The sequence below is a fragment of the Hypericibacter sp. genome (assembly GCF_050729195.1).
GTDB lineage: Bacteria > Pseudomonadota > Alphaproteobacteria > Dongiales > Dongiaceae > Hypericibacter.
On the sequence record NZ_JBOHKS010000013.1, the window covers coordinates 1 to 12,962 of the forward strand.

Sequence of the window (12,962 nt, forward strand, 5' to 3'; positions counted from 1 at the left end):
CGCCCATTCATTCTCGATCAGATAGACCACCTCGCGCTCATAGAGATCGGCGCCGAAATACTGGCCCAGATCCTCGGGCGCTCTTGCGCCCTCGACGATCCGGATCGCGCGCGTGCCATAGGAACGCGCCAGGCGGCGCGCATGATCGGGGCTCAGGAACGGCGCCGCGGTGCGCAGGCCCTCGGCGACGCGCTCGACATGGCCGACCGGGAAATCGCCACCGGGCAAAGACGCCTTCGCGGTCCAGGGCGCGGTCATGGCCGGCAGGTGAGGCGCCAGCTTCGCCAGCGCCGATTCGCTCAAGCGCCGATAGGTCGTGATCTTGCCGCCGAAGACATTGAGCAGCGGCGCCTGGCCCTCGGGCGCCTCCAGCTCCAGCACATAGTCGCGCGTCGCGGCCTTGGCCTCGTTGGCGCCGTCGTCATAGAGCGGCCGCACGCCGGCATAGGAATAGACCACATCGGCCGGCGTGATGGTCTTGAGGAAGTAGCGATTGGCCGAGGCGCAGAGATAGTCGGTCTCGGCGCTCGAGATGGCGACAGGGCCCGGATCGCCATGCTCGTCGACATCGGTCGTGCCGATCAGCGTGAAATCACGCTCATAGGGAATGGCGAAGACGATGCGCCCGTCCTCGTTCTGGAAGATATAGGCGCGATCATGGTCGAACAGCTTGCGCACCACGATGTGGCTGCCCTTGACCAGCCGCACCTTGGCGGCCGTGCCGAGGCCCAGCCGCTTCACCAGCACCTCGCCGACCCAGGGGCCGGCGGCATTCACGATGGCCTTGGCCTCGATCTCGGTGCGGTTGCCGTTCGCCACGTCCTGCAGCTCGAGCAGCCAGCCGCCCGGTTTGCGCGTGGCGCCGAGGAAGCGGGTGCCGGTGCGGATCACGGCTCCATGCTCGGCGGCATCGAGCGCGTTCAGCGCCACGAGGCGCGCATCTTCGACCCAGCAATCTGAATATTCGAAGGCCGAGACGAGATCCGGCTTCAGCGGTTTGCCGGCCTCGTCGCGGCGCAGATCCAATGACCTCGTGCCGGGGAGGATGTCGCGGCCGCCCAGATGGTCATAGAGGAAGAGGCCGAGGCGGATCAGCCAGCCCGGCCGCATGCCGGCGCGGCGCGGCAAGACGAAGCGCAAGGGCCGGATGATATGGGGGGCCGCCCGCAGCAGCACCTCGCGCTCGATCAGCGCCTCGCGAACCAGCCGGAATTCGTAATATTCGAGATAGCGCAAGCCGCCATGGATCAGCTTGGTCGAGGCCGAGGAGGTGGCGCCGGCGAGGTCACCCTGCTCGCACAGGAAGACCTTCAGCCCGCGGCCAGTGGCGTCGCGCGCGATCCCGCATCCATTGATACCCCCGCCGATCACGGCGAGGTCGTAAGCGGCGGCCATCAGCCCCCCTGGTCCATTCATGTTCGTTTTTGTTTTTTTTCAGCATATTTGATGATCAAAACGCGCTCAATCGAAAATGCAACATAATCGGGCAGGCTGCTGCCTTCCTGGGCAAAGAGTCGCCCAGGTCAAAGGCATAGCGAATTTTCGAAGCGGTCTATTCGGAGGCGATCTCGACCTGCACGCCGCTTTCAGCGGCGATTTTCGCCAGGGGTTCGGCCAGTTCCTCGTCGGTCACGAACACATTGATCTGCGAGAAATGGCCGATTCGCATGGGGGCACTCCGGCGGAACTTCATCGCATCCGCCACCAGGATGACCTGCCGGGCATTGCGCATGATCGCCTGCGAGACCCAGACCTCGCGATAGTCGTAATCGAGGATGGTGCCGTCCTGATCGATCGCCGAGGCGCCGATCACGGCATAGTCGACCTTGAACTGGTTGATGAAGTCGACGGTGGCCTCGCCGACGATGCCCCCATCCGAGCGCCGCACCACCCCGCCCGCGACGATCACCTCGATCCCGTGGGCGGGCCTCAAGATATTAGCAACATTGATATTATTGGTGATGGCGACGAGCCCGACATGGCTGGTCAGGGCGTGGGCCACCTGCTCGGTGGTGGTGCCGATATTGATGAAGAGCGCGCAGTTGCTGGGAATGAGCGAGGCGGTCTTGACGCCGATCCGGCGCTTCGCCTCCGGCGCCAGCACGCGGCGCGAATCATAGGCGACGTTCTCGATGCCCGAGAGCATCACCGCCCCGCCATGGACGCGCTGGAGCATCTGGCGCTGGCAGAGATCGTTGAGCTCGCGCCGGATGGTCTGGCTGGTGACGCTGAACTTCCCGGCCAGCTCGTCGACGCTGACGCGCCGCTGGGCCCGGGCCAGGTTCAGGATCTCCATCTGTCGCTCGGAAAGCATGATTCAGGCCCGATCCATCGCCAGAGCCGGCTCCCGTCGCAGGGGGCCCTGGACCGGTATTGTTACATATTTCATTTGAAAGCCAAAAAAGTTCGTTTTTCGTTCGTTTGGAAGTTCGATCCGCAGTTCCGATCCTGGCTGCGACAACCCCAAACAGTCGGTTCCGAACCTCAGGCTGGGATCTTGGCGGGCCCGTCGGCAGCGGCCGGAATCTCGACGATTCGGCCAATGCCGTCGGCACCTTGCCTGATTTCGAAGCGGCGGTCATGCCATCCCGCCAAGGCCCCCCGATGGGCGATGCTGACCAGGGTCGTGTTCGGGAGCCGTTGGCGGAGCAAGCGATAGAGCGCCGTCTCGCTGGCCTCGTCGAGGGCGGCACCGGCTTCGTCCAAGAACAGCCAGTCCGGTTTCTGCAGCAGAGCCCGCGCGAAGGCGAGACGCTGCTGCTCCCCGGGCGAGAGCCGCTGCGCCCAATTGGCGCTTTCATCGAGCCGGGCGATGAGATGACCGAGCTGGCAGTCGGTCAGCGCTTTCTTGATCGCCTCATCGCCGGTCGGTCCGGCAAGCCCGGGATAGGTGACGACATCCCGTAGCGGACCCAGCGGCAGATAGGGCCGCTGTGGCAGGAACAGGAGCTTGTCGCCTGCCGGCATCGAAACGGCACCGCTCCCGAACGGCCAGAGTCCTCCCAGGACGCGGAACAAGGTGCTCTTGCCCGAACCGGAGGGCCCGGTGATCAGCACCGATTGTCCGGGTTCGATGGAGAGACTCGCGGCCGAGATCAATGGACGATCGTCGGGGAGACGGATCTCCGTCTTCTCGATCGCGATCGCCGGCATCGGCGTCCGCTGCCGGTCGATCCCCGAGCTCGCGGCATGGGCCTGTGTCATCGCATTCGTGAAACCGATCAGTCGATCCACCGTGGCCTTCCAATCGGCCAAGGTCGAGTAGGCATCGACGAACCAGCTCATCGACCCTTGCACCTGGCCGAAGGCCGAGGCGGTCTGCATCAGTCCGCCCAGTTGTATGGTCCCGGCAAAATAGCGCGGCGCCGCGACAATGATCGGAAAGACGGTGGCAATCTGGCCGAAGCCCGACGTGAACCAGGTGAGCCGCTTGGTGTAGCGCATGACCTCGCGCCAATTTCCGATGATGGCGCCGAATCGGGTGCCGAAGCCCCTCGCTTCATCGGCCTCGCCCCCATAGAGCGCGACGCCCTCCGCGTTCTCGCGCAATCGCACCAGGGAATATCGGAAGTCGGCTTCGAAACGCTGCATGTTGAAATTCACGCGCACCAGCGGACGCCCGATCTTATGCACCAGCCAGGTGCCGACGGCGGAATAGACCAAGGCGACCCAGACCATGTAGCCGGGGATCTCGATGTTGTGCCCGCCCAGCACGATCGCGAAGCTGCCGGAAAGCGCCCAGAGAATTCCAAGGAAGGACACCAGGTTTACGATGTTGCTCAAGAGATCGAGCGAGATCAGGAGGGTCTGGGCCACGAAGGAATTGAGATCCTCGGCGATGCGCTGATCCGGGTTGTCCGTGCCTGAACCATGAAACTGCAGTCGGTAGTAAGCCTGGTTGGTCAGCCAGTCCCTGAGGAAGCGCTCGGTCATCCAGCGCCGCCAGCGGATCTGCAGCATCTGGCGCAGATAGGTCCGATAGACCGCAATCACGATGAAGATGGCGGCGAGCCAGCAGAACCGGAAGAGTTGATGCAGGAACCCGTCAAAATCCTTGTTCTGCAGCGCGTTGTAGAACAGGTTGTTCCAGGAGTTGAACACGACGTTCAGATAGACGAGCCCCAGATTCATGCCGACGATCACGGCGAGCAAACCTCGGGCGGGCCAGCGATCTTCGGAGAACCAATAGGGCCGCGCCAATATCCAGAGGTCCTTGAAGAACCCGCGCCAACTACCCGACACCGTCACCTGCCTCGCTCATCGCTGCCGCGTCCTGCGGCCTCTCGCGGGCTAGTTATGGCGAGCGAGATTGCCGAGGCCAACCGGTGCCGGCGATGCTGGCATCGAATTAATATGGCGACCGATTCAGAAAGCTTTGCGACGAGGAGCGCGACGGCCTGGACGCAAGCCGCCGCGGCTCGTTAGGCTGGCCGCCAGGCCACGGAGATTCCAAATGGAATTCGCGCGCATCATGAACATGACCCCGGAAGAGCAGCCGGTGGTCAATCGCAATCGCGACCGCTACTTCCCCACGCGAATCATTAAACGCGGGACAGGAATACGGTCTCTCCCGCGTCATCCCCGCTCGCTCGATCTCTCCATCCCCTTCCAGCGCCGGACGGTCGGGCTCGAGGAATTCATGGAAGCCGGCCGCACCGCCGGTCTGCTGATCCTCAAGGACGGCATGATCGCCCATGAGAGCTACCGGCTCGGCACCGACGAACAGTCGCGCTGGTATTCCTACTCGGTCGGCAAGTCGGTGGTCTCGACCCTGATCGGGGCCGCGATCCATCAAGGCCATATCCGATCGGTCGAAGACCCGGTCACCGGCTATCTGCCGATCCTCGAAGGCTCGGCCTATGACGGCACCGCCATCCGCCATCTGCTGCAGATGTGCTCGGGCGTGTTCTGGGAGGAGGGCTATCGCAATGGGGATTCCGTCTTCGCGCGGATGTATGACGCGATCCAGCATCAGCGCGCCGGCGGCATCGTCGAGGTGATGCGCAGCCTGCCGCGCGTGGCGCCTCCAGGCACCAAATTCCAATACAAGACCGGCGAGACGCATCTGCTGGCCGAGATCGTCCATGCCGCGACGGGACAGCGGCTTTCCGATTATCTCTCGGAGCGGATCTGGACCCGCTTCGGCATGGAGGCCGACGGCTTCTGGTGCCTCGAATCGGCCGATGGCCAGGAAACCGGCGGGGGCAGCTGCAATTTCACGCTGCGGGATTATGGCCGCTTCGGGCTCTTCATCCTCGGTGACGGCATCGCCGGCGGCGAGCGCATCCTGCCGGAAGGCTGGGTCGCCGAAGCCTCGCATCCGCGGATCGATTCACCGCAGAACGATTACGGCAAGGTCGAGCAGGGCTGGCCGCTCGGCTACGGCTATCAATGGTGGTCCTTTCCCAAGGGCCGCAAATCCATGGCCAACCATGACGGCGCCTTCACCGGCATCGGCATCTTCGGCCAGTTCCTCTATATCAATCCGAAGGAACGGGTCGTGATCGTGCATTGGGGCTGCTGGCCCGATCCCTGGATCGCGGGCCATGAGCGCTCGCTCTTCGCGCTCTTCAGCAACGCCATCGACGCGCTGCGCTGAGACCCCGCCGCCGTCAGGCCGCGGCGAGTTTTCTTTCCTTGGCGAAGGGGCTCAGGCCCAGCCAGCGCTGCATCGAGCGCTGCAGCACCGAATCTCCGGTCAACAACAGGCGCCCCGCATCGACCTCGCTCTGGACGGAGGCGAGCCCCATCCAGATCGACGTCATCGTCTTGAGATCGGAGACGACATAGAGATCGACATCGTAGCCGGGATCGGCGGAGCAGAGATCCACCTCGCCCTTGTCCACGAGGAGCCACCAATAGCGGCGCGCCGCCGGCAGCTCGGGATACTGGATCTGGATCGTGGCGCGGCGCGGCGGCAGCGGCGTGGGATCGAGATTGCGCCGCATGTCCCACATCAGGAGCGAAGGATCGAGATTCTTGAGCGAGAGCTGCGCATCGACCCAGCGCTGCCCCCAATGACCCATCGCCCAGACGACGTCGCGCAGATCCCGGCCGGCGGGCGTCAGGTGATAGGCCGGCTCCTCGCCCAAGCCGCCACGCCGATGCTCGATGATGCCGGCCTGCTGCAGCTCCTTCAGCCGCTTGGACAGGAGTGCCGGCGACATGCGCGGCACGCCGCGACGAAGCTCGTTGAAGCGCGTGCTGCCCGCCATGAACTCGCGCAACAGCAACACCGTCCAGCGGGTGCAGACGATCTCGGCCGCCATGGCCACCGGGCAGAACTGCCCGTAACTGGCGGTGCCTTCGGGTTCCACTCTGTTGTTCAGCGGCATGACGATCCTCCTGTTCGCGGCGGGCTAGGAACCTAAACCCCTCCCGATCATCTCTCCAGTATATATTCTGAATCGAACATCATTCTTCGAAATTTCATCACTGTAATGAGATATTTATATTTAATATCAATTAGATAATTTTATGGTTCGAATTCGAACTTGTATCGATTTGCTCCCTATTTTGAGCCGCGGACCGGGGATGGCCGCCCTGCAATGGCGGCCGACTCTGCGGGGTGCCGTGACGGTCCGGTGGTTCAGTTCCTGCACTAGGCCGGATCCTCGGGATGAGGAGGATGGCACCCGACGTCGACGGAACTCCCCGGCGACATCGGACAATCGAGAGGAAGATCAGATGAACGACATCACAAGACCGAACGCCTCCGCCCATCCGTCGCCGCTCGGCGACGCCGATATCGGTGCGCTTCGCGGCCGCATCAGAGGCAGCCTGTTGACGGTGAACGATCCCGGTTATGACGAAGCCCGCAAGATCTGGAACGCATCGGTGGACCGGCGTCCCGCCGTCATCCTGCGCGCGCTGGGTGCGGCCGACGTCATCCAGGCGATCCGCTTCGCGAAAGACCATCACCTGCCGCTCGCCGTGCGCGGCGGTGGCCACAACATCGCCGGCAACGCCGTCTGCGATCACGGGCTGATGCTGGATCTCTCCCTGATGAAGTCGGTGCGGGTGAATCCGTCGACGCAGCGCGCCATCGTCGAGCCCGGCGCCACGCTGGGCGATGTCGATCGCGAGACCCAGGCTTTCAGCCTCGTGGTTCCGACCGGCATCAACTCCACCACCGGCATTGCCGGCCTCACCTTGGGCGGCGGCTTCGGCTGGACCACGCGCAAGTTCGGCATGACGATCGACAATCTGGTCTCGGTCGACCTGGTCACCGCCGAAGGGGCGCTGGTTCACGCCAGCAGCAGCGAGAACCCGGATCTCTTCTGGGCGGTTCGCGGCGGCGGCGGTAATTTCGGCGTGGTGACGGCCTTCGAGTTCGCGCTGCATCGGCTGGAGCCCCAGGTGATGTCGGGACTACTGGTCCATCCGCTGGACCAGGCGAACGCGCTGCTCAAGAGCTATCGCCGCCTGGTGGCCGAGGCGCCGGACGAGCTCACCTGCTGGGCCGTGATGCGCAAGGCGCCGCCCTTGCCCTTCATTCCGAAGGAATGGCATGGCCGCGAGGTCCTGGTGCTCGCGCTCTGCTATGCCGGCGACATGGCGGCGGGCGAGAAGGCCGTGGCCCCCTTCCGCGCGCTGGGCAAGCCCATCGCCGATGCCCTGGGGCCGCATCCCTTCGTGGGCTGGCAGGCGGCGTTCGATCCGCTGCTGACGCCGGGGGCGCGCAATTACTGGAAGAGCCATGATTTCGTCGGGCTCAGCGATGCCGCCATCGAGACCGTGGTGGCGGCTGCCGGACACCTGCCGGGCGACGAATGCGAGATCTTCATCGCCCATGTCGGCGGCGCCATGGCCAGGGTGAAACCCGACGCGACCGCCTACCCGCAGCGCCAGTCGCATTTCATCATGAATGTCCATACGCGCTGGCGTGAGGCAAGCCAGGACGATCGCTGCGTCGACTGGGCGCGTAAACTGTCGGCCGCCACGGCACCGCATGCGGCAGGCAGCGTCTATGTCAACTTCATGCCCGAGGACGAGACCGATCGCGTCGAGCTCGCCTATGGCGTGAATTATCGTCGCCTGGCGGGGATCAAGCGCCGCTATGACCCCACCAATCTCTTCCGGCTCAATCAGAATATCCGACCGGCCTGAGCCGGGCTCGCGCGGGATCGTCGGTCTTGGGGCCGACGACCCGCGCGCCGCGCCGCGAGCCTGGACGGCGCCCTGAGGCAACGTCTGGAGCGCTTCTCGTTCAAACGACGTCGGGAAGCGCTCTAGATTCCTCTGTTGGGTCGCATTTTCTACGGCGAACCGGCCTCCCCTTCGCCGGAAAATGCTCTAGGTTGGTCATCCATTCGCCAATGCCTTCGCCCTGGGGCGACGCATCGAACAGGAGAGATGACCCATGGATCTTCATTTGACCGGCAAGAAGGCGCTTGTGACCGGCGCCACACGCGGCATCGGCAATGCGATCGCGCGGGGCCTCCTCTCGGAGCGATGCGATGTCGCCATCTGCGCCCGCGATGCCCGCGCGGTCGAGGCCAGCGTCCACGAGCTTTCCCGCGGCGGCGCGCAGGTGTTCGGCAGAGCGGTCGATGTGCGCGACCGCGAGGCCCTGGTCGGCTGGGTCGAGGCCAGCGCCAAGGAGCTGGGCGGCATCGACATCCTGGTGGCCAATGCCAGCGGGCTCGCCCATGGCGTGACGCCCGAGGCTTTCCGCACCGCCTTCGAGATCGACCTGATGCACACCGTGAACGCGGTCGAGGCGGCGATCCCCTATCTCAAGCGCTCCAAGGCCGGCGCCATCGTGGCGATCGCTTCGATCTCCGGATCGGAGGATTACGGCTACGACTCCTCCTCCTATGGCTCGCTCAAAGCGGCGCTGCAGTTCTACATGAAGTCGGTGTCGCGCCATCTCGCACCCCACGGCATCCGCGCCAACGTGGTCAGCCCCGGCACCACCTATTTCAAGGGCGGGTTCTGGCACAAGGTCGAGGAGGAGCAGCCCGAGACGTTCGCCGAGACCATCAAGGCCAACCCGCTCGGACGGATGGCGACGCCCGAGGAGATCGCCAACATGGTGCTGTTCGCGGCGAGCCCGGCCGCGAGCTTCGTCACCGGCGCCAATCTGGTCGTCGATGGCGGCATGACGCAACGCATTCCCAATTGAGGAGAGCGCCCGTGGGAACGCCTCCGCTTTCCGGCGGAGGCGCCCGCACGGGCGCTGGCGTCACGTCAAGGCGTTATCGGAATCAAGCCGCCGAGCGGCTCTGGGACTTTTTCGACTTCGCGTCCGAGGACTTGTCCTCGAGACGCGCCGCGGCGGCGTCCCAATCGACCAGGCTCTCGATGAAGGTCTTGAGGAACTTCGGACGCTCGTTGCGATAGTCGATGTAATAGGCATGTTCCCAGACATCACAGATGAGGATCATGCGCTGGCCCTCAGGAAGCGGATTCTCGGCATTCGCGGTCTTGGTCACCTGCAGCTTGCCGTCGGCCTCGACCAGCCAGACCCAGCCGCTGCCGAACTGATCGACGCCTTCCTGGGTGAAGCTCTTCTTGAACTCCTCGACGCTGCCGAGATCGGCGATGATGCGCTTCTCGAGGCTCGCCGGAATCCTGCCGCCGCCCTTGGGCTTCATCGCCGTCCAGAACTGCGAATGGTTCCAATGCTGGCCCGCATTGTTGAAGATCTTCTGATGCTTCTTGACGCCATGCGTCTTGACGATGATGTCCTCGAGCGACATCCCTTCGAACTCGGTGCCGGCGATGAGCTCGTTGAGCTTGTCGACATAGGCCTTGTGATGCTTGCCATGGTGGAACTCGAGCGTCTCCGCGGACATATGCGGCGCCAAGGCATCCTTCGCGTAGGGCAGATCGGGAAGTTTGAAAGCCATTGATCCTCTCCTCATTTGATCGATTCGATTTTCTCCGCGGACCGGCAGCGGCGATCCCTCAGACATCGAGCCTGGCCCAGGCCATTGCAAGGCCCGAAGGGACGATTTGCGCGGAGACGGAGATACCCCCCGTGGACTCTAGGAAACGTGGGGACCGTCAGGAAGTTCCATCCGTCATGGAACTGACGGTGAAGCGTTGCGCTTCCGTCATGTCGACGGAGTCGATGCTCATGCAGTCGGCGCAAGGCTTCAGGCATCTGCCAAAAAATCAGGCAGAGGCGGGCAGAGAGCGCTGACGTTCGTGAACCAGCCGGCGCAGATGTGCGGTTTTTGTGGCAACCGCACCGACGCCGGGATCGACCCGCGCCAGCCCCTGCTTGACGGCTTCGCGCGCCACCGCTTCCGCGACGTTCGGATAAAGCGTGGCCGAGAGCGGGCTCGGCAGGATCAGATCGGGCGCCAGTTCCGCATCGGATATCTCGGCGGCAATGGTGCGGGAGGCCGCGAGACACATCTCGCGGCTGACGCGCCGCGTCTTGGTATCGAGGGCCGCGCGCATCAGGGCCGGGAAGGCCAGCACATTGTTGCAGTGATTGGGGAAATCGAAGCGCCCGCTGGCGACGATGGCGGCGCCCGCGGCCAGGGCCACATCCGGACGGATCTCCGGCTCCGGGTTCGCCAGCCCGAACACGATGGGGCCCCGCGCCATCGAGCGCACCATCTCCGGCGTCACCTGATTGGCGACCGAGACGCCGATGAAGACATCGGCGCCGCGCATGGCGGCGGCGAGATCGCCCTGGAGGCGATCCGGGTTGGTGGTTTCGGCGATGCGCCGCCAATGCTCATGCGCATAACTGCCGCCGCGATACAGGATCCCGGCCTTGTCATGGGCGGTGATCTCGCCCACGCCCAGCGCCTGGAGCATATCGATCGTCGCCGTGCCGGCGGCGCCGATGCCATTCACCACCACGCGGATATCCTTGGCCGCACGGCCCGTCACCTTCAGCGCATTGATAATGCCCGCGGCGATGACGGTTGCAGTGCCGTACTGGTCGTCATGCATCGCCGGAATGTCGACGCGCTGCTCGAGCTGGCGCACCACCTCGAAACAGGCGGGGGCCGCCACATCCTCGATATTGTAGCCGCCGAATCCGGGCTCCAGCGCCTCGAGGATGTCGATCAGATGCGCCGCGTCGCGCGCCTGGATGCAGAGCGGGAAGCAGTCGATCCCCGCCAGCAGCTTGAACATGGTCGCCTTGCCTTCCATCACCGGCGCCGCGGCACGGGGACCGGCATTGCCGAACCCCAGCACCGCCGTGCCGTCGGTGACGATGGCGACCAGATTGTCCTTGGCGGTCAGTTCCGAGAGCGCCTCGGGGCGCGCCTGGATCTCGCGCACGGCATGGCCGACGCCCGGCGTGTAGGCAACCGCCATGTCCGCGAGCGAATGGACTGCGACCTTGGGCAGGATCTCGATCTTGCCATGGCCGTAATAGACGTCGCGCCCGAAGGCGAGCGCCGCTTCCTTGGTGACGGGAGGGCTGGCCATCTAACGCTTCGAGACCAACCGCTTCACCACCTTGCGGGCCGCGGGCTCGCCTTCGCGGACCCACACCTCGTAAAGCGGAATCTGGCCCAGCTGCGACCAGACATAGTTCTTGAACTGGTTGAAGGGACGCCCATTGAGATCGCGCGAGGAGAGGCCGTACTCCTCCTCGGCGATCTGCTTGAGCATCGGGTAGGTGTAGAGATGGGCGGCCCCCATGGTATAGGGCCAGTTCATGTCGGCCATATGCGTGACCCATTGCTCGCCCGTCACCGGCGGCAGCACCAGCTCCTTGCCCTTCTTCTCCAGCAGGCCGTATTCGACCGGATCGACCTGCGCCATCACCCCCGCCGCCTTGATGAAATGGGCGACGCGCTCGAGCCCGACCCAGTTGCAGATCACCTTCTTGCCGTCCATCGAGGCGCCCAGCGCCGAGAGCTGATGGGCGGCCGCCATCGCCAGCACGATGCGCGAATCGAACCGGCGATGCATCAGCTCCGCCGTCACATAGATGCAGTGCGCATGCCAGGTGTCGTCATAGACGGTGCGCGGCTCTTCCAGCCAGGAGCCGTCCTTCAGCCACTGATAGAGCCAGACCTTCGGATATTCATGGACGCAGAGGGCCGCCGCCGGCAGATCGCGGTTGAGCGGCAGCCCCAGCGCCTGGCGGTAGTGGTGGGTATAGGAATCCGCCATGCGGATGTTGTAGGCGACCGTCATGGCGAGGCCGCCCGGATGGGCGTTGTAGAAGTCGTTATGGCTCGAGGGCGCCGTCAGATAGGTCTGCGGCGTCATATGGCCTTGCGGAAAGACCTCGTCGGCATGGTCTTCCTTGTTGAAGAATCCCAGCCGGACCATCTCCTTGAACAGCTTCTTGCGATCGTCGTCGCTGGGATACATCTCGAGGAAGGTGACCTTGGGCGAGGCGATGCATTCGGTCATGAGCCGGCGATAGCCGACATCCTCGAGGCTGCCCGCGACGGCCAGCAGCTCGTTGTAGGCGCTGGTCACGGGCCGCGAGGCCTTGGCCATCTCCTCGGGCGTCATGGCAATGACGGCCTCGAGGCTGCGCGCCGGCGACAGATCGAGATCCTTCGAGAAGGCGCCATAGTTGAACTTCCCCGGCAGCTTGTTGGCCGGCCCGCCGCGCACCACCGGTGCGTGAGAATGACCGTGCCCGTGCTTATGTGAGTGACCCTTCGCCATGATGGCCTCCCTGTTGCCCGTCTTTGTTCGTGAAACCTTCCCGCGTCAGCGCAGGAACAGGCCCGTCTCGCGATTGAGCAGATGATGCGGCTTGGGCGTGAAGCCGAGCCAGGCCCGGCCCTCGCCCTTGACCGGATGTCCGTCGGCAATGACCGCCTTGAGGACTTTGGTACCCAGGCGCAGATCGAGGATGGTCTTCGGCCCGAGATGCTCGGCCCAGACGATCTCGGCCGGAAAGGGCGTGTCGTGGCTTTCGGCGGCGGCCACCCGGATATCGTCTGCGCGCAAACCGACACTCATCTGCGAGGGCAAGGACGAAGCAGCCGATGCCAGCGCGCCCAAGGGCAGCTCGAAGC

The 12,962-nt window shown here is 64.3% G+C and carries 11 protein-coding genes; 3 read left to right on the forward strand and 8 right to left on the reverse strand.

The features are described from left to right. From glpD to ACREE8_RS00765, 3 genes are all read right to left on the reverse strand, one after another. Window positions 1–1,416, reverse strand: a 1,416-nt coding sequence (gene glpD / locus ACREE8_RS00755) for a glycerol-3-phosphate dehydrogenase (protein WP_431571061.1), incomplete at its 3' end; no start/stop codon positions are given. A 136-nt stretch (window positions 1,417–1,552) separates the two neighbouring features. Further along, window positions 1,553–2,314 (reverse strand): DeoR/GlpR family DNA-binding transcription regulator, encoded by a 762-nt coding sequence (locus ACREE8_RS00760; protein ID WP_431571062.1) that lies wholly within the window; start codon window positions 2,312–2,314, stop codon window positions 1,553–1,555. A gap of 170 nt (window positions 2,315–2,484) precedes the next feature. Beyond that, the gene (locus ACREE8_RS00765; RefSeq protein WP_431571063.1) at window positions 2,485–4,242 is read right to left on the reverse strand and encodes an ABC transporter ATP-binding protein/permease; all 1,758 of its coding nucleotides are present in this window, start codon (window positions 4,240–4,242) and stop codon (window positions 2,485–2,487) included. Between the two features lie 211 nt (window positions 4,243–4,453). On the opposite strand from ACREE8_RS00765, the gene ACREE8_RS00770 reads away from it, so the two are divergent. Continuing rightward, window positions 4,454–5,599 carry a serine hydrolase domain-containing protein gene (locus tag ACREE8_RS00770; protein ID WP_431571064.1) on the forward strand — a complete coding sequence of 382 codons (1,146 nt, stop codon included), beginning with the start codon at window positions 4,454–4,456 and terminating at the stop codon, window positions 5,597–5,599. A 13-nt stretch (window positions 5,600–5,612) separates the two neighbouring features. Here the strand turns inward: ACREE8_RS00770 and ACREE8_RS00775 are convergent, their stop codons facing one another. Next, entirely contained in the window at window positions 5,613–6,335 is a 723-nt protein-coding gene (locus ACREE8_RS00775; RefSeq protein ID WP_431571065.1) for a winged helix-turn-helix transcriptional regulator, read from the reverse strand. Between the two features lie 352 nt (window positions 6,336–6,687). Here ACREE8_RS00775 and ACREE8_RS00780 point away from each other — a divergent pair, with 352 nt between their 5' ends. Continuing rightward, the gene (locus ACREE8_RS00780; protein WP_431571066.1) at window positions 6,688–8,109 is read left to right on the forward strand and encodes an FAD-binding oxidoreductase; all 1,422 of its coding nucleotides are present in this window, start codon (window positions 6,688–6,690) and stop codon (window positions 8,107–8,109) included. A 253-nt stretch (window positions 8,110–8,362) separates the two neighbouring features. Beyond that, complete coding sequence (locus ACREE8_RS00785; RefSeq protein ID WP_431571067.1) at window positions 8,363–9,127, forward strand: SDR family NAD(P)-dependent oxidoreductase; 765 nt, start codon at window positions 8,363–8,365, stop codon at window positions 9,125–9,127. 82 nt (window positions 9,128–9,209) lie between these two features. Here the strand turns inward: ACREE8_RS00785 and ACREE8_RS00790 are convergent, their stop codons facing one another. The 4 genes from ACREE8_RS00790 to ACREE8_RS00805 form a co-directional block, all read right to left on the reverse strand. Continuing rightward, on the reverse strand, window positions 9,210–9,854 hold the full coding sequence (locus ACREE8_RS00790; RefSeq protein WP_431571068.1) for a superoxide dismutase: 645 nt from the start codon (window positions 9,852–9,854) through the stop codon (window positions 9,210–9,212). Window positions 9,855–10,122: 268 nt separating this feature from the next. Beyond that, window positions 10,123–11,403 (reverse strand): NAD(P)-dependent malic enzyme, encoded by a 1,281-nt coding sequence (locus ACREE8_RS00795; protein ID WP_431571069.1) that lies wholly within the window; start codon window positions 11,401–11,403, stop codon window positions 10,123–10,125. Beyond that, entirely contained in the window at window positions 11,404–12,606 is a 1,203-nt protein-coding gene (locus ACREE8_RS00800) for a hypothetical protein (RefSeq protein WP_431571070.1), read from the reverse strand. Between the two features lie 45 nt (window positions 12,607–12,651). After that, window positions 12,652–12,962 (reverse strand): TOBE domain-containing protein (locus ACREE8_RS00805; RefSeq protein ID WP_431571071.1); only part of this gene is annotated, 311 nt, incomplete at its 5' end.